This window comes from Pseudoalteromonas sp. Z1A2, from assembly GCF_011378755.1.
GTDB classification, from domain to species: Bacteria; Pseudomonadota; Gammaproteobacteria; order Enterobacterales; family Alteromonadaceae; genus Pseudoalteromonas; species Pseudoalteromonas distincta.
In genome coordinates this window covers 25,732-51,162 of sequence record NZ_WTKX01000017.1, presented here as the reverse complement: position 1 = coordinate 51,162, position 25,431 = coordinate 25,732, and the positions used below count along the sequence as shown (strand labels likewise).

The following is a 25,431-nucleotide window of genomic DNA, read 5'->3' as shown; positions in this document are numbered from 1 at the left end:
AATTTCTTTATTAAGCACGGTTTAATGCGCATAATTAAAAAACGATATTAAAAAGGATTATCATGAAATCAATTAAATTAGCATTAGTTGCCAGTGGCGTTATGTTTGCTTTAAGTGGCTGTATGAATACTGAGCTTAGTACACAGACTAATACCAGTACGCAGTTAAACACAGTTAACGCATCAGCAGGTATTGTTTCAGAGCTTTCAGCAGAGCAACAACTCGATGTACTTGTTGCACAGTATTACGATGAATCGCTCACATATAGCCCCATCAGCGCAACGTACAATGGTCGTAATGAGTTTAACGATCAATTCACGCCTGTGATTTCAAAAGAAAATAGAGCTAAAAAAGCCGCTTTTTATAAAAAATATCAACAGCGATTAAACTTTATAGATAAAGCACAGTTAACAGGGCAATCGCTTTTAAGTTTTGAAATATTAGAGCGTGACCTTGCACTTAAATTAGAAGGCATGCAGTTCCCTGATTATTTACTACCAATAAATCAAATGGCGGGTGCGCATAACACCTTTGCAGGTTTTGGTTCAGGTCAAAGTGCTCAGCCGTTTAATACCGTTGAAGATTACACGGCTTTTATCTCGCGTAGCGAAGGTTTTGTAAAGTGGCTTGCAAGTGTAGAGCGTTCAATGGCGCAAGGCATCAAACTAGGTATTACGTTACCAAAACCACTTGCTGAAAAATTACAGCCACAATTTGCAGCTCATGTAGTTAAAAATGCCGAAGATTCATTATTTTGGGGACCAATTAAAAAATTACCAGAATCGTTTAGCGCACAACAAAAGCAAAAAATTACAGCGCAGTATCGTCAATTGATTATGCAGCACTTAGTACCGGCTTATAAAAGTATGAGTGACTTTTTAGCTAATCAATATATTCCTAATAGTCGAGAAAGCGTAGGTTACAGTGACTTACCAAACGGTAAAGCATGGTACGAATACCAAATTAAGAAAAACACAACGCTTAGCTTATCTGCAGACGAAATTCATGACATTGGTTTAAGTGAAGTGTCGCGCATTTTAAGCGAAATGAAAAAAGTAAAAGAAACCGTAGGCTTTAAAGGTGAGCTATCTGAATTTTTTGATCATTTACGCGATTCAGATGAATTTTACTACGACACGCCCGAGGAGTTAATTGCGGCATATGAAAACGTTAAGAAAAAAATAGATGCGCGTTTACCTCTACTTTTTAACATAGCACCCAAAGCACCTTACGTTGTAAAAGCAGTTGAAGCCTACAGAGCGCAGTCGGCAGCAGGTGCATCCTATGCATCTCCGGCGCCTGATGGCTCTCGCCCTGGTATTTTTTATATCAATGCTTATAACTTAAAAGCGCAGCCTAAATTTTTACTCGAAACTTTATCGATTCACGAAGCAGCCCCAGGTCATCACTTTCAAATAGCACTTCAGCAAGAAATAGAGGGCTTACCTGATTTTCGTAAATTTGGTGGCTATACCGTGTTCGCAGAAGGTTGGGCGCTTTACGCAGAAAGCTTAGGCAAAGAGCTAGGCTTATTTACCGACCCTTATATGTGGTATGGACGTTTATCGGATGAGCAATTACGCGCAATGCGTTTAGTGCTTGATACTGGTTTTCATGCAAAAGGGTGGACGCGTCAACAAGGTATAGATTACATGCTTGCAAATTCATCTATGGCTAAAAGTGATGTAATTGCTGAAGTAGAGCGATATATTGCATGGCCAGGACAAGCGCTTTCTTACAAGTTAGGGCAATTTAAAATTCAAGAATTACGTGATTTTTCTAAAAAAGAACTCGGTGATAAATTTGATATTAAAGCGTTTCACACGCAAATATTAATTGATGGCGCATTACCAATGCCAATCCTTGAGGAAAAAATTAAGCGTTGGGTTAAATCTCAAAGCTAATTTGTAGCGCAAAGCCAGTACTTTGAAAGGGTATTGGCTTTGCGCCATTTACAGCAATACGGTAGAATGCGCGCTCTTTAGGGGGCACGAGTAAACTATGTTTGATCAACAATTAGCAAATACACAATTTTGGCTTAAAAAAAGCTTAAGCGACATGAGTCAAAACGAATGGGAAGCCATTTGTGATGGATGCGGAAAATGTTGTTTAAATACGTTTATTGATAGCGAAGATGAAGACGAATTTACCGCCACCGATCAGTTACGCGAAGGTGAGCAATTAATATTTACTAATATTGTATGTCAGTATCTTGATAACAACACCTGTGGTTGTAGCGAATATGAAAACCGCCAAACGCTTGTTCCTTCTTGTGTAAAACTCACAAAAGAAAACCTTAAAGACATCTTTTTTATGCCACAAAGCTGCAGTTACCGTCGTTTACATGAAGGTCGTGGTTTGGCTTCTTGGCATCCGTTATTAAATAATGGTGATAAAACAAAGATGCATGAGCTAGGTATTTCTGTAAAAGACAAAACAGTAAAAGATTGCGATGTAAAGCTCGACGACTTTGATTTGTACATTGCAGAATGGCCAACAAAGGACGTAGATTAATGAGTAAACAACAAGCCGTAATTGGTTTAATCAATCCTAAAAGCCCGACTAATGTTGGCGGTGTATTGCGAGCAGCTGGCTGTTATGACGCTAAACAAGTTTTTTTTACAGGCAATCGCTACTTAAACGCCAAAAAGTTCCATACAGATACAAAAAATGTAGTGGAGCGTATTCCTTTAACCGAAACAGATAATTTAGAAGCAATAAAGCCACAAGGCGCAACGGTTGTGGTTATTGAGCTTATTGAAGGTGCAACACCTTTACCTGGGTTTAAACATCCTGAAAATGCATTTTATGTATTTGGCCCCGAAGATGGCTCTGTATCAAAAGACGTCTTAAAGTGGTGCGATGAGGTTGTTTATATTCCAACTATTGGCAGCATGAACTTAGCGGCAACCTGTAATGTAGTTTTGTATGATCGCTTAGCTAAATTAGGCGGCGTTGAGAGTAGTGACGATACTATTATTAGCTCTCGTGATACAAACAATAAAATGAGGTGGCAAAAAAGCTGATTAGTTAAGGTTTATTTGTGCAAAAGTGTTAGTAGTAGCTAAACTTAAAAACACTATTAATCACAAATAGATACTAAAATGCGCTGGTTTTATTTTATATTATTGCTAACAACTAGTAATAGTTTTGCTGAAACATCGGTTGAGTATTTTCAAAATGGTACTCAACACACTTTAACTGGGCATTCCCATAAATCAGGGGTGCTCTATGAAGCTAAAAACTCCAAACAAACACTTCATCTAGCCACACTCGATTGGCCTCCCTATATTGGTAATAATGTATGTAATAAAGGCTGGGTTTATCAATTTTCAATTGCCTTGTTAAATAGTAAGGGCTACAGCGTATATATTGAATTTTTGCCTTGGGCAAGAGCGGTACGAAATGTAGAACTAGGCAGGGCTGACATACTAATGCCTGAATACTTTATAGAAGATACAGCCCCCTCCGATTATGTTGATGGTGAAACACGTCGAGAATTACTCGGCTTATCTAATTCGTTTAAAGGTGGCGAAATTGCTTTTTTAAAAAGGAAAGGCGATACAGACCATTTCACAGGAAACTTGAACTCGCTCAAAGGGCTTAAGATTGGTGTTGTTCGAGGGTATCAAAATACGCCAGAGTTTGATGCCATGATGGACAATGGTGAGTTTGAAGTTATCGCCTCTGTTGATGACTTACAGCTTGTTAAGCTACTGACTGCTAAACGTGTTGATTTGGTCATAGGCGATCCTCAAGCTTTGAAATCATCTGTGGCTTACTCCTCTTTAACTAAACCTGAAAAACAGTCTTTGCTTTCTTCCATTGAGCAAGAAAGCATTCCTTTGCAATATAACTCGTTATATTTTGCCATTAGTAAGCGTGCACATAATTGGCTTTTAGTATTAGAGGATATAAACGAAGGGCTTTATCAGTTTAATAACAGTGGCGAAATAGACCGAATTGTTAGAGCGACCAACACGCAATGTGAATAACGCCACTGGAACGTTCCATAAGTGGGCTGACTAATTTATATTTAAACATGTAAAATCGTTTTCAACTTGTTAATGGAGTGAAAACGACGTGAGTGAAATAAATACAAACCAATCATTCGCGGTCAACGAACAGCCAAATAAAAATTATCTGTTTCCACTGACTGCAATGACGACCCTATTTTTTTTATGGGGTTTTATTACTGTTTTAAACGATGTACTAATACCACGCTTAAAAGGCGTATTTGATTTGAGCTTTTTTGAAGCGATGCTAGTACAGTTTTGCTTTTTTGGGGCTTACTTTATTGTTTCTATTCCTGCGGGGCTTTTAGTTAAGCAATTTGGTTACAAAAAAGGAATTTTAACTGGTTTAATTGTGGCTTCAATGGGGTGTATGTTGTTTTACCCTGCTGTTGTAGTACATGAATATTGGCTATTTTTAGGCGCTTTATTTGTACTTGCTGCTGGTGTAACTGTACTTCAGGTTTCTGCTAACCCTTATGTTGCAGCTCTTGGCAGTGAAAAAACAGCTTCTTCTCGTCTAAATTTAGCACAAGCACTTAATGCGCTTGGTACTACCGTTGGGCCTTATGTTGGTGGTTTATTATTTTTCGGTACGGCAGGTAGTTTAGCCGCATCGGCAGCAACTGCTGAATCTGTAAAAGTGCCTTATTTAATGCTTGCTGGCGCTTTATTGCTTATCGCTATTGTATTTGCCTTTATAAAGCTTCCAGAAATTGAAGCCCACAAAGAGGAAAATAATACAGCAATTGAATCTCGTTCGTTAATGCAAGCACCGCACCTAACTATGGGTGTACTTGCTATATTTTGCTACGTAGGCGGGGAAGTTGCCATTGGCAGCTTTTTAGTTAACTACTTTGGTGAGGCGCACATAGCAGGGCTTGAAGAGCATACTGCGGCCGCACTTATTAGTTATTACTGGGGCGGGGCAATGGTAGGGCGTTTTATAGGCTCTGTATTATTACAAAAGATAGCACCTTCTAAAGCTATAGCGTTTAATGCATTTAGTATTATTGCGCTATTATTGATCACTATTTTTACTCAAGGTGACGTCGCTTTATACTCAGTATTGGCAATTGGTTTATTTAACTCAATTATGTTCCCGACTATATTTTCAGTTGCAATCGAGCGACTAGGATCATTGACGAGCAAAGGTTCTGGCTGGTTATGTTTAGCAATTGTTGGTGGTGCACTTGTACCATTACTGCAAGGGTTTATAGCTGATACAGTAAATATACAGCAAAGCTTTTTTGTTCCAATGTTATGTTATGTATTTATTGCATGGTACGGTTTAAATGTTGTTCGCTTAGCAAATAAGTGGAAATAACAGACTATACAAGAGTGACTGAATACGTATTCAGTCACTTATAAAACTATATTTAATGGGAACGTTCCATAAAAATAAATCTAGTCATTAATTATTTAATATTAGCCAGTTACCCACGAAAGCCTTTTGTTTTACAATCCTTTATTCTTATTTTTCATCAATAACCTAACTGTAAGTCTCTTTTACTAGGACATTTAGCTAAATTTTTGCTAAAACAGTAAGGCTAATAACGATAAATAATAAAAAGGGTGTATATGCTTAACTCGTTGAAATTTACTTCCAAAGTGACTATTGCAGCCTCCTTAATTTTGGTTTTGGTGCTAGGGTTATTTACTTTTAATAACTACATTGCAATGCGCAAGCAAACCGAGCAGCAGTTAAGCTTGGTATTGCAACAAAATTCCGAATCTGTTTCACAAAATATAGCGAGTTGGTTAAATGCAAAGTTGGCGATTGTTATATCAATTGCTAAAACCCATAAAGCGAATGATTCTAAAGCACTCACCCTTTCACAATTAAATACAGCAGAGCTTGCTGGAAGCTTTAAAAATACGTATATAGGTAAATCCAGCGGCACGTTTATATTAAACGATCAATCAGTCGTTTTACCTGCAGATTTTGATGCGACTTCTCGCCCTTGGTATAAATTAGTCGAAAACAAATCAAATACCGCTTTTACAACTCCTTATATTGATGTGACTACTAACGAGCTTACAATTTCAGCGGTAGTACCCATACTCCAAAATGGCCAGTTTAGCGGCGTTGCAGGTGCCGATATTGATATGCAGACCGTGACAAAAATTATCAACGATATTGACTTTTTAGGACTCGGTTATGGTTTTTTACTCGATAATAAAGGCCAAGTGTTAAGCCATCCAAATGCTCAGTTAAACTTAAAAAATACATCAGACATCTTTGGAACCAATACACCTTTACAAAGTGAGTTTACCCAGTACGAGATAAACGGAGAGTCTAAGCTTATTTCGTTTACAAAAATTAGTGATATTGAAAACGTAGATTGGTACCTAGGTGTTGTTATAGACAAAGATAAAGCGTATGCCAGTGTCTCTAATTTTGGCCAAACCGCAGCTGTTTTTATGGTGATAGGAATTATCACTATTATAATTATGATGCAGCTTTTATTACGCTATTTAATGCAGCCAATGAATCGTTTAAACGATGCTATTAAAGATATAGCACAAGGTGAGGGCGATTTAACAAGGCGTTTAACCGTTGAAAATGATGACGAGTTTGGCGACTTAAGTCATTCATTTAATATTTTCATCGAAAAAATTCAGCATTCAATAGAGCAAGTAAAAGAGTCTACAAAGCAATTAGATACAGCTATTGAGAGCTTGGTATCACAAACACATTCTTCGCTGTCTATGTATGATGATCAAAGTAAACGAACGGATATTGTTGCAGCGGCTATCAACCAGTTTTCTGCCACATCAATGGATATCTCAAGTAATGCAGAGAGTGCATCGCAGCTTGCTAAAAATGCAGATGAACATTCAACACAAAACCAAGAAGCATTAAGCCACAGTGTTGCAACTATCCACCAGCTCTCGGGTAATATGGAAAAAGCTCAGCAAACTATAAACAGTTTAAATACGCATACAGCCAGTATTGGCCAAGTGCTTGAAGTTATTAAAGGTGTAAGTGAACAAACGAATTTATTGGCACTTAATGCCGCAATTGAGGCCGCTAGAGCAGGAGAGGCGGGACGCGGTTTTGCCGTTGTAGCAGATGAAGTTCGCCAATTAGCGCACCGCACTCAACAGTCAACGCAAGAGATTGAAGACACGGTTAGTCAGTTGCAAAAAGGCTCAAACCTTGCGGTAGAGCTTATGAAAACAAGCCTTGAAGGCAGTGAACAAAGCGTGCAACAAGCCGATGCTGTTGGCAATTTAATGAGCCATGTTATACAAGCGATTCAACAAATTAACGATGCAAATCACTCTGTGGCCACTGCAACAGATGAGCAAAACCAAGTTGTTAAGTTATTAGATACAGATATTCAAACAATTAATTCGCTTTGTATACAAGGCAAGGCCAACTTAAATGACACGCTTGACGAATGTACCAAACTAAAACAACAGTTTAGTGCTTTAGAAAATATGGTTCAAAAGTTTAAAGTATAAAATTAATGACTAAAAAAAATGTTAATAAACCAAATTGGCTCAGTCTGATAAATATCGACAGTGTTTATAGCTCAGACATGCAACGCAAAGCGTTTTCCTTATTTACCATGATTGGGATTTCAATTGTGTTGATCGCAGTATTAGTGTTTTTTAATTATAAGCTTTATTCGCCACTACTGACCGCTTCATTAATTATCGTTAACATTACAAATATAAGCTGTTCTATCTATTTTATAAAAACGGGTAATCTGCAAGTTGTGGCATTAATAAGTATGAGCATTGTGTGCATGATGTTTATTGCACTTGTTTATACCGGCGGTAAAGATAATACCGCGCTATATTGGCTAATGTTTTATCCTGTCGTAACGTTTGCATCTTTAGGGGTTAGATTAGGTGCTTGGTTAGGCTGTACCTTACTGTTTTCTTGTATTGTTATTTTATACGGCCCTGACTTTGGTCAAGTTAGCTATGGCAACGTAGAAAAAACACGTTTTATAGCGTCCTTTTCTATGGTGTTTTTATTCTCATTTATTGGTGAGTATTTTAGGCATAAAAGCCACATGGCTATTGCCGATATTACGCTAGAGCAAAAACAAGATGCTTATACTGACCCCCTTACTGGCATAGCAAATAGGCGTTTTATTACCTCTCATTTTTTAAAGCTTGCTCAAACACGCCCAGAGCAGTACTTACCTTTTTCAATTTTGTTAATTGATTTAGATAATTTTAAATCTTTAAACGATACGCATGGCCACGATTTTGGTGATACGGTATTGATAGAATTTACCAAACTTCTTGAGTCTCAATTTTTGGCAACTGCGTTAAAGGCCCGTTATGGCGGTGAGGAATTTGTTGTTATTTTACCGCAGCTCACAGCCTCTGCAGCCTCTGTAATTGCGAACAAATTTCGAGAAGCCGTGGCAGGGCATGTTATATTTACTGATGACAAGCAGCGTATTTCAATCACCTGTAGCATTGGTATTTCCCAAGTAAATAAAGTAACTGATTATGATGATTCATTAAAGCAAGCTGATGAAGCTCTATATAGTGCAAAGGCTTCAGGTCGCAATAGAGTCGTCTCGAACTAGTTGAAGGATTAATATGTCTCAAAGTAAGTTAATATATGTTCATGACCCAATGTGTAGTTGGTGTTGGGGTTACTCACCAACCTGGCTTAAGCTAAAATCAGAGCTTGCTGGTAAAGTGGCAATAGAATATAAAGTAGGTGGTCTTGCTCCCGATAGCCAAGACCCAATGCCACAAAATATGAAAGAGATGCTTGAGGGGACTTGGCATAAAATTTCAGCGCAGTTAGGTACGCAATTTAATTATAACTTTTGGCGCAACTGCCAGCCAAGGCGTTCAACGTATCCCGCATGCAGAGCTGCACTTATAGCGCGTAAAGCGGGTAAAGAAGCTCAAATGGTGGCTGCTATTCAACACGCTTATTACCTAAACGCACAAAACCCGTCTGATGAAAGTACATTAATTAGTTTGGCTGAAAAAATTGGCTTAAATAAAGATGAGTTTTCGGAGCAGCTAACATCAAGCGAGCTTAATGATGAATTTAAAGCTGAGTTATCGTTTGTTCGCACTTTACCAATTCAAGGTTTTCCCTCACTGGTGCTTATTAAAGATAATAAAGCTCACCCTATAGAAATTAATTATACCGATTGGCACTATTCTCTTAATCAAATTAATTCAATTTTGGATTAACCACCTTCTTGCATCTTCTTAATAAGGGGTATTTGGCCAGCAAGTACCCTTATTCGCGTTAAAACTTCCTCGTAAGTCTTAATTGTTACCATTGTCATAAAAGCGACTTTTTTGCGCAACATCCTTGTCATGTTTCATCTATAAACTCCTGCTCATTGAATTATTAAGTCATAAATTATTTATATAACAAAGTTTATGACCTAAAAAAACAAACTAGCAAATCCGCTAACTAACGAGTAAAGGTGTATGCGATGAAAGGCGTTAAACCATTAATCTTAGCTGGTATTGTGGCCGCAAGTGCAGCAGTACACGCAAACGATTTAGATAAGGTTATTGATAAAAGCAGTGAAATTAATAAATCAGCTGCGCAATCACAAACAAAAATAGACAAGATTGCAGATTCAATGCAAGGACGTTTACAGCAATTTAAAACCCTCAATAAAGAGATTGATGGTTTAGCTGTATACAACGCCCAGCTAACTAAACAATTAAATAATCAAATAGAAGAGATGGAATCTTTAAACCTGTCAATGGATCAGGTTTCTATTATTGAACGTCAAATTACTCCGCTAATGCTTAGAATGATTGAAGGTCTTGAGCAGTTTGTATCTTTAGATGTTCCATTTTTAGCTGATGAGCGCACTAAGCGCGTTACGTCTTTAAAAGAAATGATGAATCGTGCTGATATTAACTCAAGTGAAAAATTTCGCCGTGTACTTGAAGCGTATCAAGTAGAAGTTGACTACGGGCGCACTATTGAAGCTTATACCGCACTTTTAAATGTGGATGACAAAGAGCGTGAAGTTGATTTTTTACGCATTGGCCGTTTAGAGCTTATTTACCTAACACGCGATGGCAAAAAAGCAGGTAGTTGGAATGCAGATACAAAATCATTTGAAGCATTACCAGACTCTACAATAAGCCAAATTAATAAAGGTTTACGCATTGCGCGTAAACAACTTGCCCCAGATATGTTAACTCTGCCAGTACATGCAGCAGAATAAGAGGTTGAAAATGAAATTGTTTACTCAAATGACAAAAATAGCTCTTTTTGCTGCAAGCCTAAGCATTACTGGTGCAAGTATAGCGGCAGAGCCAATGAACTTAGATTCATTACTTAAAACGCTCGAAAATGGTAAATCAGCTCAAAGCGAGCAAAATAAACAACGTGAACAAGAGTTTGCTGCTCGCCAAAACGAGCAAGTACAAACACTTAAAAATACCCAAGCAAAGCGCAATCAAATGCTGGTGGAATCTGAACGTCTAGAAACGCAATTTGAAGAAAACGAAGTAAAACTTGCTAACTTAACAGACACGCTTTCTAAACGCATGGGTTCGCTTAAAGAGTTGTTTGGCGTTCTTCAACAAGTTGCAGGGGATTCTAGTAATAAGTTTGCGACATCAATAGTATCTGCTCAGATTGATGGACGCAGTACGTTTATGGATGACCTTGCTCAAAAGATGGGCTCAACTTCAAAACTTGCGTCAATAGAAGATATTGAAAAAGTATGGTTTGAATTACAACGCGAAATGACCGAGCAAGGTAAAGTAAGTCGTTTTAACGCAAGTGTTATTGTTGAAGGCGGTACTAAAGCACAGCAAGAAGTTGTGCGAGTGGGCGCATTTAACCTCGTATCAAACGGTAAGTATTTAGAGTTTAACTCCTCGACTAATTCTTTGAGTGAATTAACTCGCCAACCTGTATCGCGCTTTACTGCAACAGCAGAAGAGCTACAAAGCACTAAAAGTGGCGTGGTGCAATTTGCACTTGACCCAACAGGCGGCTCTATTCTTGGTTTATTAGTACAAGCACCTGATACACAAGAACGTGTTCATCAAGGTGGCACAGTGGGTTATGTGATTTTAGGCGTAGGTGTTATTGCACTTCTTATATCACTTGAGCGTTTTTTCTCACTATTGATTATGGGCGGTAAAATTCGTCGCCAGCTTAAAGATACAGTTGCACGTGATGACAATCCGCTTGGACGCGTAATGAAAGTAAAAGATCAATTTCCAAGTGTTTCACACGACACACTGGAGCTTAAACTAAGTGAAGCTATTTTACGTGAAATGCCAAAAGTGACGCGTAATTTAACACTTATCAAAATCATCTCTGTTGTTGCGCCGCTACTAGGTTTATTAGGTACGGTAACCGGCATGATCAATACATTCCAAGCAATCACCTTATTTGGTACTGGGGATCCTAAGCTTATGGCGGGTGGTATTTCTCAAGCGCTAGTAACAACGGTATTGGGCTTAGTGGTCGCCATACCAACGGTATTTTTATACACCTTACTTAATACGCGCGCTAAAAATATCTTGTTAACTATTCAAGAGCAGAGCGCCGGTATTATTGCAGAGCGAAGCGAGAAAGGAGCATAAACCATGGTGCTATTGATTGATTCAATCAATGCTATCCGTGATTTTCTCGACACTGGTGGCCAAGTTCTCTTGGTCATCGGGGTGTTAATCTTCGCGATGTGGTTATTGATACTCGAGCGATTTATTTACTTTTTTAATGGTTTTAGAAGCTATAAACACGCTCTTAAAGCCAATTGGATTAACCGTGCAGAACGAGATAGCTGGAATGCAGAGCAAATACGCGAAGCTATGATATCGCGAGCTGGTATGCGCTTAAACACCAATCTTTCTTTGATTAATGTGATGGTTGCTTTGTGCCCGCTACTTGGTTTGTTAGGCACGGTGACGGGCATGATAGAAGTGTTTGATGTAATGGCAATTACTGGCACAGGTAGTGCGCGTTCAATGGCATCAGGGGTATCTAAAGCAACTATTCCGACAATGGCAGGCATGGTAGGTGCGTTATCTGGGGTATTTGCCTCAACGTACTTACAACGAAAAGCTAAGCGCGAAGTAGAACTACTACAAGACAGCATGGTTTTAGACCATTAAGCAAAATTTTGATAAGCGGCTTATATAAAGCCACTTATCCTAGGAGAATAAAAATGAGAGCCCCGTTAGGAAACCTATTTCAAGAAGACGAAGCTGAAGAAATAAACATGACCCCAATGTTAGACGTTGTATTTATCATGCTTATTTTCTTTATTGTAACTGCCTCTTTTGTTAAAGAAGCCGGTATTGATGTAAACCGCCCAGAAGCCGCAACAGCTGTTAAAAAAGAGCGTGCTAATATTTTAGTGGCTATTTCTGATACAGGCGAGATTTGGATTAATAAACGTCAAATTGATGTACGCGCAGTACAAGCCAATATCGAGCGTTTAAAAGCAGAAAATCCACAAGGTAGCGTTGTGATTCAAGCAGATAAAAAAGCCACTACCGAAATGTTAATAAAGGTGATGGATGCCTCGCGCGCGGCGGGCGCATTTGATGTATCAATTGCCGCACAAGATGCGTCTTAAGGGCTAGTTATGTTGCGATATTTAGTTGCATTAGTGATAGCCGGTGTAGTGACCTTTATGTTGTTTTTAGGCATGCAGGCACTGATCACTGGCGGTGAAGGCGCTATGACGGATCCGGTTAAGGGTAACGTACTTGATTTTGTTCGCTTGAAAAAAGAAGAAACCGTACAAAAAAAAGAGCGTAAGCCACAAAAGCCACCAACACCAAAAGAGCCGCCACCACCAATGGAATCACCGCAAATGCAAAATAGTGATGCTACAGCAAATGCTAACAACTTTGACTTTGGTGCCAATGTAGATGCGGATGTAAATTTAGCCGGCGGGTTAGCACTTGAAACAAGTGATGGTGAATACTTACCGATTGTAAAGGTGGCCCCAGTTTATCCGCGCCGTGCGTTATCACGTGGCATAGAAGGCTACGTGATTGTTGAATTTACAGTAACTAAACAAGGCACTGTACGCGACCCACAAGTAGTAAAAGCAGAGCCTGAGTCACTTTTTGATAGAGCTGCGATGGATGCAGCCCTTAAATTTAAATATAAACCGCGCGTAGTAAACGGTGAAGCCGTTGAAGTTGCGGGTGTTCAGAACAAAATATCTTTCCAAATTAGCGGTTAATTAGTAATTAACCACGAGTAAACGGACAGAAATGCGAGGCGATTATGAAATTACTACCTACAGCTAAACTTTTAAAGTTAACACTATTTTGTACCGCTGCGATCAGTACAAGTATTGTTACACCAAGTGCTCTAAGCCTAATTCCAGGGCTACATGTAGCTACGGCATATGCAGAGCAAGAACAAAAAACGAAACGTGTACCAGCACTACGTGAAAAGGTTTATAGCCAGCTTGCTCGTGCCCAAAAACTTGCAGACGATGGTGATGTTAAAGGTGGACTTGAAGCGCTTGATAGCATTCAAGAGCGAGCTGCAAGCATGAACTCGTACGAAGTGGCAATGATGCATAACTTTTACGGGTTTATTTATTACAACGAAAACGACTTACCAAAAGCGATTGCCTCGTTTGAAAAAGTGGTAGCTGAGGAAGCCATTCCTGAGTCACTTCGTTTAAGCACTACATTTAGCTTGGCTCAACTGGCTATGGCTAATAGTGATTACACTAAAGTTATCTCTTTTTTAGATGATTGGGACAGTATTAACACTCAGCCTAAAACAGAAGGCTACTACTTGTTAAGGGCTCAAACATACTATCAGTTAAAGGATTATAAAAAAGGGCTTGAGTATATCTCCCAAGTTATCTCCTTAAGTGATAGCGAAGGTAAAATTCCTAAGGAAAACTGGTTAGTACTTCAGCGTGCAATGTATTACTCGCTTAATCAAGCTGACAAAGTTGTTGAAGTACTTGAGCGCATGGTAAAGCTTTATAATAAGCCTGAGTATTGGGTGCAGTTATCGGGTATGTATGGTGAAACAGGTAGGGAAAAACAACAGTTGGCGGTAATTGAAGCCGCTTACCAGCAAGGATTTTTAACCTCTAAATCTGATTTACGCCAATTAGCGCAAGTGTATTTATACAATGGTTTAGCGTTTAAAGCTGCAAAAGTGATGAGCGATGCCATTGATAAAGATATTGCTGAAAAAACAGCAAAAAACTACGCTTTTGTTGCCGAGGCGATGATCCAAGCTAAAGAAGATGAAAAATCTATTACCTACTTTGCAAAAGCTGCTGATTTATCTGAGCACGGTAAATACGATCAACGTTTAGCCGAAGTATTTGTAAATACAGAGCAATATGAAGAAGCCGCCGATGCAGCGCGTAAAGCACTTGATAAAGGTGGTCTTGATTTTGAATCAAATGCATTTGTTGCACTGGGTATGGCGCAGTACAACATGCAAAATTTTGATGCATCAATTTTAGCGTTCGAGCAGGCAGAAAAACATAAAAAATCTCAGCGTTTAGCACAGCAGTGGATCAAATATGTAAAGCGCGAAAAAGTGCATGCAGAAACACTTAGAACAGCTTTACTGTAAATTTTAAAGCGCTTTACTAATTAACAAGTAACGCGTGTAAAACCAGTTCATAATCGCAACACTAAAACCGCCTCAGGGCGGTTTTTATCGTCTCTAAAAGCATTCAATTATTTGATTTTAAATAAGTTACTTTTGTCATCTTATGGTTATTAAACTGTAACTACTTTGTCATAAGTCTCCCGTATTGTAACCGCAGCTAAACTCAAGTGACCTTAAAGCATTATTTAAGTGTTTTATGGTGACTTGAGTTTATTTGAGCACCTAAAAAATAATTAAATACTTTAACGGAGTGAACAATGAAATTATCTGACTTATTCAAAGTAAGTTTGATTGCAACTGCAGTATCTTTAGCTGGTTGTGGTGGAGACTTAGTAGTATCTGAAGGCGACACAACTATTAATGAAGGTGATACAGTAACTAACGTTATTGAAGGCGGTGACGATACAAGTGGTGAAACGTCATCACGTGATGATTCACAAAATGCTACCACTGGCTTTCCTACTGATATTGATAATGCACTAACTCAAGGTTTAGCAACTGATGTTTCTAGTGAGTTTACATCTATTACAGATAAGCCCGTATATCGCTTAGCTGCAGATACCGTGTTCACTACTGATGTATCGTTAACAAACGACGCACACTGGATCTTAAATGGCCGTACTGCGGTTGGTAATGATCGCGCAGATAACGCCAAGCTTTATATTCAGCAAGGTACAACGATTATTGGCGAAACAGGAGATGACTTCCTAGTTGTTCGTCGCGGTTCACAAATTGAATCGGTAGGGACTGTAAGTCAGCCCATTACAATGACCTCAATTCAAGATGTTACAGCTCAAGAAACAACGATTGGTCAGTGGGGCGGTTTAGTATTATTAGGTAACGCGCCAGCAAATTCTTGCGGCGACCAAGAAGGTGAAGCAACAGCTGATGAACTTGCTAATTGTGGTGTGTCGGCTGAAGGTGATGCAGGTCAGTTTGGTGGCGATATCAGTGATGATAATTCAGGTACTTTAAAGTATGTACTTGTTAAGCAAGCCGGTAAAACGTTAGGTAATGGTGATGAGTTAAATGGTATTACGTTTGCCGGTGTTGGCTCTGCAACTACGGTTGATTATATTCAAGTACATGAAAATCTTGATGATGGTATTGAGTTCTTTGGTGGCACAGTTAATGTAAGCAATGTTGTACTTACAAATATTGGTGACGATTCGCTAGATTGGTCTTTTGGTTGGACGGGCTCAGCTACAAACGTTTATATTCAGCAAGCGGCTAACGTAGGCGATAACGCTATCGAAGCTGATAACTCTGAATTTGATTCAAGTGCAACACCATTAACACTACCTACTATTTCAAACGTTACAATTGTGGGTGCTGAGGGCAATAACGGCATTCGTTTACGTGCGGGTACTGCAGGGGTTCTTAAAAATGTATTTGTAACGGGCCCAGCTACTTATGAAAACTGCTTACGTGTAGGTTCTGATTCAGTACCTCGTGCAGAGGATGGCACACTTACGATTACAAACTCTATAGTTGCTTGTCAAACTGCAGCGAATAACTTTGGCAGCGAAGTTATTAACGGTGGCGATGTACAATCTTGGTTTGAAGGCCAAGACGCTAACCAAACACTTACCCCAGCTGATTTAATGCTAGATGACAACGGTTATACACCACTTGCTGGCTCGCCGCTTATTGCAAATACGCAAGTTGGTGCATTTGATGGCTCAACTAATTGGATGGAAGGTTGGACTGTTGGTATTAATGGTGGCTTCCCTACTGATATTGATAATGCGCTATCACAAGGTTTAGCCTCAGATGTATCTAGCGAATTTCCAGAAATTACAGATAAGCCAGTATATCGCTTAGCTGAAGATACAACGTTTACAGCGGATGTAACACTTACAAATGACGCACATTGGATTTTAAATGGCCGTACTGCAGTAGGTAATGACCGTGCAGACGCTACAACACTTTATGTTCAAGCAGGCACGACATTAATTGGTGAATCAGGTGATGACTTTTTAGTTGTTCGTCGTGGTTCGCAAATTAACGCAAATGGTAATGCAACTGCACCTATTACAATGACATCTATTGAAGATGTAACAGGCGCTGAAACAACAATTGGTCAATGGGGCGGTTTAGTACTTTTAGGTAATGCTCCTGCTAACTCGTGTGGCGATCAAACTGGCGAAACGACTGCTGAAGAACTTGCTAACTGTGGTGTATCAGCTGAAGGTGACGCTGGTCAGTTTGGTGGCGATATTAGCGATGATAACTCAGGTGTACTTCGTTATATTGTCGTTAAGCACGCAGGTAAAACTCTCGGTAACGGTGATGAGCTTAATGGTATTTCGTTTGCGGGTGTAGGCTCTGCAACAAAAGTAGAATATATCCAAGTTCATCAAAACCTTGATGATGGCGTTGAGTTTTTTGGTGGTACTGTAAATGTTCGTAACATAGTACTTACTGACATTGGTGATGATGCATTTGATTGGTCGTTTGGTTGGACAGGTCGTGCGCAAAATATTTATATTCAACAAAGTGCTGTTGGTGGTGATAACGCTATTGAAGCGGATAACTCAGAATTTGATTCAAATGCTACACCTTTAACAAAGCCACTAATTTCTAACGTAACAATTGTAGGTGCTGATGGTACTAACGGTGTTCGTTTACGTGCAGGTACAGCGGGCGTTCTACGTAATGTAGTAATTACAGGACCTGAAGGTTACTCAAACTGTTTACGTGTGGGTTCTGACTCTGTAGCAAATGCAGAATCTGGAGAGCTTTCTATTGAAAACTCAGTAGTGGCATGTAGTGAAGATAATAACTTTGGTAGTGAAGCAATTGGTGGTGGTAACGTTCAATCTTGGTTTGAAGGCCAAACAGGTAACCAAACGCTAACAGCTGCTGTCCTTAGTTTAGCAACCGATGGCTTTACACCTAAATCTAGCTCACCATTATTAGGTTCGGGTGTTGATTCGTCAGACCTTGATTCGTTCTTTACTAAAACAGATTATATTGGTGCGTTTGATGGCGATAATAACTGGATGGATGGTTGGACAGTCGCTATAACACCAAGTTTTCCTGATGATATTCAAAATGCCTTAGAGCAGGGTTTTGCTACTGATGTATCAGCAAGCTTTCCTGAAATAACAGACAAGCCAGTTTATCAGTTAACTTCTGATGTTGTATTCACTTCAGACGTAACATTAACTAACGATGCCCATTGGATTCTAAAAGGCCGTACAGCCGTAGGTAATGACCGCGCTGATGAAACGACTTTATATGTTCAATTTGGTACTACGCTTATTGGCGAGTCGGGTGATGACTTTTTAGTTGTTCGCCGTGGTTCTAAAATAGAGGCTGTGGGCAGTGCAACTCAGCCAATTACTATGACGTCTATTGAAGATGTTACTGGTGGCGAAACGACTATTGGTCAATGGGGCGGTTTAGTGCTTTTAGGTAATGCACCGGCTAACTCGTGTGGCGATCAAGAAGGCGATGCTACCGCTGATGAGCTTGCAAACTGTGGTGTGTCTGCTGAAGGTGACGCTGGCCAATTTGGTGGTAATGACCCAGAAGATAACTCAGGTACTTTAAAATACGTGGCAGTTAAACAAGCAGGTAAAACGCTTGGTAACGGAGATGAGTTAAACGGCATTACGCTTGCTGGTGTTGGTAGTCAAACAGAGCTTGATTACATTCACGTTCATGAAAATCTGGACGATGGTGTTGAATTTTTCGGTGGTACTGCAAACATCAGTCACCTGGTTTTAACTAATATTGGTGATGACTCACTAGATTGGTCATTTGGTTGGACGGGTAAAGCGCAATACGTACTTATCAAGCAAGCTGACTCAACAGGTGATAATGCAATTGAGGCGGATAACTCTGAGTTTGATTCAAGTGCAACTCCACTCACAATGCCTACAATTTCTAATGTTACTATTATTGGTAATGTTGGGGTTAACGGTATACGTCTACGTGCAGGCACTGCGGGTATGCTTAAAAACGTGGTTGTGACAGGCGGGGCAGATTATTCAAATTGTTTACGTGTAGGTTCAGATTCAGCTCCTCGCGCAGAGGATGGTACATTAACTGTTACTCACTCAGTTGTTGCATGTGAAACAGCAAATAACTTTGGTACGCAAGCAATTGGTACTGGTAATGTTGAGTCTTGGTTCTTAGGCCAAACAGGTAACTCTGTGCAAGCAGCCACAGACCTTGGTTTAGCAGATAACGGATATATGCCTTCGGCTGAGTCATTACTGTTAGGTAATGGTTTTGATTCTTCAAGCCTAGATAGTTACTTTGATTCAGTAGATTACATTGGTGCAATGGATGCACAAACAGACTGGACAGCAGGTTGGGTTAAGGTAGGTCTTTAATCCAAACCACATTATAGCCGAGCGAAAGCTCGGCTAATGTCTTGTTTTGTTTCGGAGTATAAAAATGAAATCTTTTAAACCCTCTTCTCTTGTTCTTTGTAAACTAAATTGCGCAGTTATGGCTGCAATTATGGGGCTATCAGTAAACACAGCTATAGCAGCCGAAGCCGAAGAGCAAGAAATAGAAGAAGTTGTTGCTGTAGGGCAACGATTAAAAGGCAGTGCGGGTGCGGTACTGCAAGAGCGTCAAAATCAGGCATTTGTTGCTGATATTATGGGTGCTGATCAAATATCACGCACAGGTGATGGCGATGCAGCTTCAGCGCTTCGTCGTGTGACTGGTTTAACCTTAGTCGATGGTAAATATATTTATGTTCGTGGTTTGGGTGAGCGTTATTCAAGTACCCAACTTAATAGCATGTATGTTCCAAGCCCAGATCCCACTCGATCAGTTGTTCCACTGGATTTATTTCCATCGGATATTATTGAAAGTTTAAGTGTGCAGAAATCGTTTTCTCCTGATATGCCAGCGCACTTTGGTGGTGGTAATGTAAATATACGCACCAAATCTATTCCTTCTGATTTTTTGTTTAAAATACAGTTAGGTACTTCATATAACACCTCTAACAGTGACACCGGTTATTTTTACAGTGGTGGTGATGATGATTGGATGGGGCGCGATGATGGTACACGTGCTTTACCTTCATTAATTTCTACAGCGCTTAAAAGTGATGCAGGACTTGAAGGTGACAGCAGTACTACGCTTGAGCAGCGTCAAGCGCTCCTACAATCTCTAGATTGGCAAGTTGGACCTACTGAGAAAGACGTTGATCCAGGCATGAATTTTTCAGTAGCACTAGGTGATAGGTTTGAGTCTGAAGTAGGTACTTTTGGCGTTCTTGCAGCTGTTTCCTATGACAATGAATGGGAAGTAGTTAAAGAGCAAAGCGGTACAAATTTAGGTAGTTTGGGCTGCGAAGACAAATGTTTTGCACAAACTTATGATGGCATATCTACTGAACAAACCGTTCGTTGGAGTGGCACATTAAATTTAGGTTATGAATTTAATAATAACCATAAATTTGAACTAACGAATATAGCTCTTCATGATATGAGTGACAGAGTGCGTAATCGTGACTTTTTCGATGCTAACGAGTCTGAAGAAGGTGTTACTGAGTTACGCCGTGTTGACGTTATGTATGAAGAGCGTGAAATGTTCTCTACGCAGCTCAAAGGGACGCATAATTTTCCTGAATTAGAAAATTTATTTTTTGATTGGTATGCAGGTACAAGCCGCGCCAACAGGGATGCTCCAGGTGCGTTAGATGTTGTTTTTCAAACTAACTTAAATGATGGTGTATTTGAATCAGAGCAGTTACAAGATGTTGCTGCTACTAACGTAACGCGTGATTATCAAACTTTGCATGATGACGTAGATACGTATGGTTGGAATATGGGCATCCCGTTTTATGGTGATGGCTATGAGTTAGAGCTTAAGGTGGGTGGCGATTTTTCTGAAAAAAAACGTGATGCAAGTAATATTCAATTTGGTATTACGCACCGTGGTATAACAGATGAATATACATTTGGCTCAAACATAGACCAAATTTTTTCTGACGAAAATTTAGCTAATAGTGAGTTTTATACAAGTATTACAGGCTCTGGTATTTTTGATGATGGTACCGCAGATGGTGATAAGTACAGCGCTGCACATAAGTTAGACGCTTATTATTTTATGGCCGACTTTTTCTACGAAAACACATGGCGTATAACCGGTGGTATTCGTTGGGAAGACTTTTCTCAAATATCAGTGCCTTTTCAGGCTCATACTAATTTCTTTGATGGAACAATTGAAGAAGTGAGCGAAGTTGCAATAAAAGAAGATAACTTTTTTCCTTCTTTAGCAATTACTTATATTATGGATGAAGAAATGCAGTTTCGCTTAAACTTAAGTGAAACGACGATTCGCCCAGATATGCGTGATGTAAGCTCAACTTATTATGTTGACCCACTAACAGAGTTTTTAGTGCGAGGCTCGCCTACACTTCAAAGCTCTAAGCTAAAAAATGCTGACTTTAGGTTTGAGTGGTACATGCCTTCAGGAAACAATCTATCAGTTGCTTTGTTTTATAAAGATATTGAAAACCCAATTGAAATGGTTGAGTTAGCGGGTGTTGGTGGAGCTGCTCCGCAATTACTAACAGCAAATGCGCAGTCGGGTGAACTAACAGGTATTGAGGTAGACTTTTTAACTGACTTTAGTTTTATTCATAATGATTTATCTGCCATATTTTTATCAGGTAACGTTACTCTATCGGATTCAAGTGTTGAGCTTGGCATAAACGATGCTGATGGGGTTGATTCATTATTTGAACAACAACTAAAAGAGGCGTTGGAAGCTGACTCTGTTTCTAACATTGTTACTAATAATAAACGTCGTTTAGTTGGTCATTCTGAATGGGTAGCAAACTTACAAATGGGTTATGACTCTGCCGATGGTTTTCATTCTACCTCAGTTGTTTATAACGTGTTTGGGCCGCGCATAATCGTACCAGGTACGCGTGGTAACGAAGACGCAGAAGAAAAGTCATTTCATTCTCTTGATTTAGTTTATTCTTACTTCCCTAACTTTAATACTAAAGTTAATTTTAAAGTTAAAAATATACTTGGCCAAGAAAAAGAAATTGAACAAGAAAACTTAACACTTTGGCGTCAAGAAGAAGGCACTGAGTTTAGTTTAAGCTTTAGCTACGAGTTTTAATTTTCTACCCAAGGAAGGGGGATATAATAAAACCTAATTACCTATTAGCCCTGTATTTAATACAGGGCTTTTTTATGACTATGAAAAATATTTAAGTTCTACTTTATTCACTAGTTTTAGCGCGCTGGTGGTGTTATTTTGACGTTAATGAAAATTAAATCTCACGCAATGAATTTAATTTTTAATGTATTAAGGCATCTTTTATGAATCAAACAGTGGAACAAACAATGAAAAAAGTAGGATTAGTCGGTTGGCGTGGCATGGTTGGCTCTGTGTTATTAGAACGTATGCAGCAGCAAAGTGATTTTGCCCATATCGACACCACCTTTTTCACCACCTCACAAGCGGGTCAACTAGGCCCTGATATAGCAGGCGACGCAAAACCATTGCTAGATGCAAGTGACATTAGCGAACTTGCTAAAATGGATATTATTGTTACTTGCCAAGGCGGTGACTACACCAATGCGGTATATCCAAAATTACGCGAGTCGGGTTGGGATGGTTACTGGATTGATGCAGCTTCAGCACTGCGTATGAGTGAGGACAGCATAATAGTGCTAGATCCCGTAAACAAAGATGTTATTGAACAAGGCTTAGAGCAAGGCGTTAAAACGTTTGTTGGCGGTAACTGTACAGTATCGCTAATGCTACTTGCACTAGGTGGTTTGTTTGAGCAAGACCTAATTGAATGGGTAAGCCCAATGACTTACCAAGCAGCCTCTGGTGCTGGTGCACGAAATATGAAAGAGCTTATTGCACAAATGGGCGCTATTCATGCAAGTGTTGCTGAGCAATTAGATAACCCAAGTTCTGCTATTTTAGAAATTGATAAAATAGTCAGTCAAACAATGGCGTCAAATGACTTACCACAAGACCAATTTGGTGTGCCATTAGCGGGCAGTTTAATCCCGTGGATTGACGTACCTATGCCAAGCGGTCAGTCTAAAGAAGAATGGAAAGCGCAAGTAGAAGCCAATAAAATTTTAGGCTCTTCTAAGCAACCAGTACCTATTGATGGTTTATGTGTACGTATTGGCGCTATGCGTTGTCATTCACAAGCGATGACCATTAAATTACGTGAAGATATTAGCGTAGAAAAAATTGAAGAAATTTTAGCGTCTCATAATGAGTGGGTTAAGGTAATTCCAAACGAGCGTGAAATTAGTGCCACAGACTTAACACCGGTTAAAGTAACGGGCACTTTAAGCATTCCTGTTGGGCGTATTCGTAAATTAGCTATGGGACCAAAATACATTAGCGCATTTACAGTTGGCGATCAGCTTTTATGGGGCGCGGCAGAGCCACTTCGTCGTATGCTACGCATAATTGTTGATGGTGAGTAATACCAATTCGCAATAATACTTAATCAATTTGAGGGGTTAAATCTGACGTTAACTACGTTAAATATTTTTGATATAGAACAACTAAATAACGAAATTTTTGCCTTGTTATCGACACGATTTTCTTCCCTCAAAATAGATCACTTAATTAAGCGAATTGGTATAATATATAATCAGTATTAACAAAAGGGGTTGGCAATTTGCCAGCCCTTTTTAGTTTAATGACTTATAAAACCGCTTAAGAGGCTAAAACAATACTTTTTTATGAATGTTCACTTTTGTTTATTATTGAACTTAAGTAAACTGTTTACATTGTGCAACAGCCTATTCAAGTAACATTAATGACCTCTCACACAAATAACTTTGCCAATAAGCGATTAGCATTTGTTAGCTCCTATTTTAGTTCTGCAATTGCTATAAACACGGTTGTTTCTTGTTTTCTTATTTTTAGCAGTATTAACCACAGCGCCTCGCAAGAAAAACTTTATTGGCTTTTTACGTTATCATTTATTTCATTACTTCGAATAGCAAGCCATGTATTTGTTAACAACACCCATGCTTTTAAATATCATCTGTATTTTATAGGTTTATTATTAACGGCTTTAACATGGGCTGTTTTTCCTATTTTGTTTTATGAAAACATGCAAATGCAGGAAAAATTTGTATCATTGGTTGTTTTTAGCTCCCTTGCTGGTGGAGGCGTTAATGTTTTAGCTTCAGATATTCGTTCCTCCTTGTCGTATATAACCTGCTTATTGGTTCCTTTTAGTATTTTATTACTTTTACAGCCTATTGAAGATGAGAATGTACTAGGTGTTTTAGGGCTCGTTTTATGGTTTATTTTGTGTTTTATAACGGCTTCACGTAGTGCAAAAGATGTAAAATCATCAATTAATAACGAACTTAAGTTAGATCAATTTATTGAAAACTTAGAAAACGAAGTGCAACTTCGTACCGAACAAATAATTTCTTTAGAGCAAAAAGACAACCTAACTAAATTGTTTAACAGGGGGAGCTTTGTTTCTAATGTTGAACTTGATTTAGCCAATCAAAATGATGATATTAAAGCTGTTTTATTTTTAGATATGGATGACTTTAAAATCATCAACGATAAATACGGTCACGATTTTGGTGATTTTGTGCTGGCTCAAACAGGTAAACGATTAGTTGAAACACAAACCCAAGGCGACTTTATTGCTTGTCGATGGGGAGGTGATGAGTTTATTTTTTATTCTCGCACTAACACCGAAGACGAACTTTTTGACTGTGTTTTTAGATTAGTTAAAACCTTAACGAAAACAGTAAGCATGGACAGCTATCAAGTAAATCCCTCTTTTAAGGTTGGGCTGTATTTTACGCGCGAAAATTTTAATCTTGCAGAGGCTATTAAATACGCTGATGTAGCTATGTATGAAGGTAAGAAAAGCCGTAATGAAATATCGGTATTTGACGAGCGAATGCATGAATCGCTTAAAAGAGAAGAAGTACTTCGCAGCTCAATTAAAGAGTGCGTAGAAAAAGGTGACTTTCATCTGTGCTATCAACCTATTGTTGATATAAGCACAAATGAAATAACTACGTTTGAAGTACTACTTCGTTGGCAGTTTAATGATGAATTTATTCCCCCTTCAGAATTTATAGATATTGCAGAGCGATATGGAAAAATTAATATACTCGGCGAATTTGTACTAGAGCAAGCTATTGCGAGCTTAAGTAGGCTAAATGCCGTAAATAGTAATATTGGATTGTCGATTAATGTGTCGGTGTTGCAACTAGAAAACCATAACTTTTTAGATTTTTTAGTTGCGCTTTTAAATAGATACGCAGTTAAACCATACAATGTGCATTTAGAAATAACAGAAACAGTCATGATTAAAAATTTACCGTATTTGTCAAAAGTGATTACGGCCATAAAAAATACTGGAGTGCGTATTTCTATTGATGACTTTGGTACCGGGTTTTCTTCTATATCGGTTTTAAAAGAGTTGTCAGTTGATTACATTAAAATAGATAAATCTTATATTGATAACATTTGTGAATGCTCAAAAGATAAAAGTATTGTATCTGCGGTAACTAACATGTCGCATATGATAGGTTGCCAAGTAATAGCGGAGGGCGTAGAAAGCCCAGCTCAGTTAACGTTATTACAAAGCTTACAAATTGATAAGTATCAAGGTTTCATATTCAGTAAACCAGTTAGATTTGCCGACGCGCTTAAACTTATTAGTTAGAGCGCTGACTTTTTCATAAAGTTTGTTTATGTAGGGATGATCCAACAGTGCCGTGCGTTTTGTTTAGCGTTTTCATCATGCTTTGTACATAATCCTGCTACTGAAAAATCAGTCGCTAAAGGTCAATACCCCTAGTAATAATG

General features: G+C 38.9%; 18 protein-coding genes. All 18 read left to right on the top strand.

Annotated features, from left to right (window positions below; genetic code table 11):
* Nucleotides 1–62: 62 nt before the first annotated feature.
* The 18 genes from GQR47_RS12680 to GQR47_RS12595 all read left to right on the top strand — a co-directional run bounded on the left by GQR47_RS12680 (nt 63) and on the right by GQR47_RS12595 (nt 25,288).
* Entirely contained in the window at nt 63–1,904 is a 1,842-nt protein-coding gene (locus GQR47_RS12680; protein ID WP_165723873.1) for a DUF885 domain-containing protein, read from the top strand.
* A gap of 97 nt (nt 1,905–2,001) precedes the next feature.
* Entirely contained in the window at nt 2,002–2,514 is a 513-nt protein-coding gene (locus GQR47_RS12675; protein ID WP_004334734.1) for a YcgN family cysteine cluster protein, read from the top strand.
* Complete coding sequence (locus GQR47_RS12670; protein ID WP_165723872.1) at nt 2,514–3,026, top strand: RNA methyltransferase; 513 nt, start codon at nt 2,514–2,516, stop codon at nt 3,024–3,026. The genes GQR47_RS12675 and GQR47_RS12670 overlap by 1 nt, the downstream gene beginning before the upstream one ends.
* Nucleotides 3,027–3,104: 78 nt before the next feature.
* On the top strand, nt 3,105–3,995 hold the full coding sequence (locus GQR47_RS12665) for a transporter substrate-binding domain-containing protein (RefSeq protein ID WP_165723871.1): 891 nt from the start codon (nt 3,105–3,107) through the stop codon (nt 3,993–3,995).
* An 88-nt stretch (nt 3,996–4,083) separates the two neighbouring features.
* On the top strand, nt 4,084–5,340 hold the full coding sequence (locus GQR47_RS12660) for a sugar MFS transporter (protein ID WP_165723870.1): 1,257 nt from the start codon (nt 4,084–4,086) through the stop codon (nt 5,338–5,340).
* A 254-nt stretch (nt 5,341–5,594) separates the two neighbouring features.
* Nucleotides 5,595–7,484, top strand: a complete 1,890-nt coding sequence (locus tag GQR47_RS12655; RefSeq protein WP_165723869.1) for a methyl-accepting chemotaxis protein — start codon at nt 5,595–5,597, stop codon at nt 7,482–7,484.
* Between the two features lie 5 nt (nt 7,485–7,489).
* Nucleotides 7,490–8,572 carry a GGDEF domain-containing protein gene (locus tag GQR47_RS12650; RefSeq protein WP_165723868.1) on the top strand — a complete coding sequence of 361 codons (1,083 nt, stop codon included), beginning with the start codon at nt 7,490–7,492 and terminating at the stop codon, nt 8,570–8,572.
* 13 nt (nt 8,573–8,585) lie between these two features.
* Entirely contained in the window at nt 8,586–9,200 is a 615-nt protein-coding gene (locus GQR47_RS12645; RefSeq protein ID WP_165723867.1) for a DsbA family protein, read from the top strand.
* 251 nt (nt 9,201–9,451) lie between these two features.
* Nucleotides 9,452–10,204 carry a DUF3450 domain-containing protein gene (locus GQR47_RS12640; RefSeq protein WP_165723866.1) on the top strand — a complete coding sequence of 251 codons (753 nt, stop codon included), beginning with the start codon at nt 9,452–9,454 and terminating at the stop codon, nt 10,202–10,204.
* A gap of 10 nt (nt 10,205–10,214) precedes the next feature.
* A complete protein-coding gene (locus tag GQR47_RS12635) occupies nt 10,215–11,582 on the top strand; it encodes a MotA/TolQ/ExbB proton channel family protein (RefSeq protein WP_165723865.1) in 1,368 nt (455 codons plus the stop codon).
* A gap of 3 nt (nt 11,583–11,585) precedes the next feature.
* Nucleotides 11,586–12,113, top strand: coding sequence for a MotA/TolQ/ExbB proton channel family protein (locus tag GQR47_RS12630; protein WP_010552929.1), 528 nt, complete (start codon nt 11,586–11,588; stop codon nt 12,111–12,113).
* A gap of 53 nt (nt 12,114–12,166) precedes the next feature.
* Nucleotides 12,167–12,580 (top strand): biopolymer transporter ExbD, encoded by a 414-nt coding sequence (locus GQR47_RS12625; RefSeq protein WP_004334764.1) that lies wholly within the window; start codon nt 12,167–12,169, stop codon nt 12,578–12,580.
* A gap of 12 nt (nt 12,581–12,592) precedes the next feature.
* Nucleotides 12,593–13,198, top strand: a complete 606-nt coding sequence (locus tag GQR47_RS12620; protein WP_024597386.1) for an energy transducer TonB — start codon at nt 12,593–12,595, stop codon at nt 13,196–13,198.
* Between the two features lie 44 nt (nt 13,199–13,242).
* Nucleotides 13,243–14,571 carry a hypothetical protein gene (locus GQR47_RS12615; RefSeq protein ID WP_165723864.1) on the top strand — a complete coding sequence of 443 codons (1,329 nt, stop codon included), beginning with the start codon at nt 13,243–13,245 and terminating at the stop codon, nt 14,569–14,571.
* Between the two features lie 296 nt (nt 14,572–14,867).
* Nucleotides 14,868–18,956 (top strand): hypothetical protein, encoded by a 4,089-nt coding sequence (locus GQR47_RS12610; RefSeq protein WP_165723863.1) that lies wholly within the window; start codon nt 14,868–14,870, stop codon nt 18,954–18,956.
* A gap of 64 nt (nt 18,957–19,020) precedes the next feature.
* Nucleotides 19,021–21,717 (top strand): TonB-dependent receptor, encoded by a 2,697-nt coding sequence (locus tag GQR47_RS12605; protein WP_138490090.1) that lies wholly within the window; start codon nt 19,021–19,023, stop codon nt 21,715–21,717.
* 203 nt (nt 21,718–21,920) lie between these two features.
* On the top strand, nt 21,921–23,060 hold the full coding sequence (asd, locus tag GQR47_RS12600; protein ID WP_165723862.1) for an aspartate-semialdehyde dehydrogenase: 1,140 nt from the start codon (nt 21,921–21,923) through the stop codon (nt 23,058–23,060).
* Between the two features lie 338 nt (nt 23,061–23,398).
* Nucleotides 23,399–25,288 (top strand): bifunctional diguanylate cyclase/phosphodiesterase, encoded by a 1,890-nt coding sequence (locus GQR47_RS12595; RefSeq protein ID WP_206016107.1) that lies wholly within the window; start codon nt 23,399–23,401, stop codon nt 25,286–25,288.
* Nucleotides 25,289–25,431: the final 143 nt, after the last annotated feature.

Bases quoted from the DNA above. Each gene is read 5' to 3' on its own strand.
- GQR47_RS12680 (WP_165723873.1), top strand. From the start codon at position 63: ATGAAATCAATTAAATTAGCATTAGTTGCCAGTGGCGTTATGTTTGCT.
- GQR47_RS12675 (WP_004334734.1), top strand. From the start codon at position 2,002: ATGTTTGATCAACAATTAGCAAATACACAATTTTGGCTTAAAAAAAGC.
- GQR47_RS12670 (WP_165723872.1), top strand. From the start codon at position 2,514: ATGAGTAAACAACAAGCCGTAATTGGTTTAATCAATCCTAAAAGCCCG.
- GQR47_RS12665 (WP_165723871.1), top strand. From the start codon at position 3,105: ATGCGCTGGTTTTATTTTATATTATTGCTAACAACTAGTAATAGTTTT.
- GQR47_RS12655 (WP_165723869.1), top strand. From the start codon at position 5,595: ATGCTTAACTCGTTGAAATTTACTTCCAAAGTGACTATTGCAGCCTCC.
- GQR47_RS12650 (WP_165723868.1), top strand. From the start codon at position 7,490: ATGACTAAAAAAAATGTTAATAAACCAAATTGGCTCAGTCTGATAAAT.
- GQR47_RS12645 (WP_165723867.1), top strand. From the start codon at position 8,586: ATGTCTCAAAGTAAGTTAATATATGTTCATGACCCAATGTGTAGTTGG.
- GQR47_RS12640 (WP_165723866.1), top strand. From the start codon at position 9,452: ATGAAAGGCGTTAAACCATTAATCTTAGCTGGTATTGTGGCCGCAAGT.
- GQR47_RS12635 (WP_165723865.1), top strand. From the start codon at position 10,215: ATGAAATTGTTTACTCAAATGACAAAAATAGCTCTTTTTGCTGCAAGC.
- GQR47_RS12630 (WP_010552929.1), top strand. From the start codon at position 11,586: ATGGTGCTATTGATTGATTCAATCAATGCTATCCGTGATTTTCTCGAC.
- GQR47_RS12625 (WP_004334764.1), top strand. From the start codon at position 12,167: ATGAGAGCCCCGTTAGGAAACCTATTTCAAGAAGACGAAGCTGAAGAA.
- GQR47_RS12615 (WP_165723864.1), top strand. From the start codon at position 13,243: ATGAAATTACTACCTACAGCTAAACTTTTAAAGTTAACACTATTTTGT.
- GQR47_RS12610 (WP_165723863.1), top strand. From the start codon at position 14,868: ATGAAATTATCTGACTTATTCAAAGTAAGTTTGATTGCAACTGCAGTA.
- GQR47_RS12605 (WP_138490090.1), top strand. From the start codon at position 19,021: ATGAAATCTTTTAAACCCTCTTCTCTTGTTCTTTGTAAACTAAATTGC.
- asd (WP_165723862.1), top strand. From the start codon at position 21,921: ATGAATCAAACAGTGGAACAAACAATGAAAAAAGTAGGATTAGTCGGT.
- GQR47_RS12595 (WP_206016107.1), top strand. From the start codon at position 23,399: ATGACCTCTCACACAAATAACTTTGCCAATAAGCGATTAGCATTTGTT.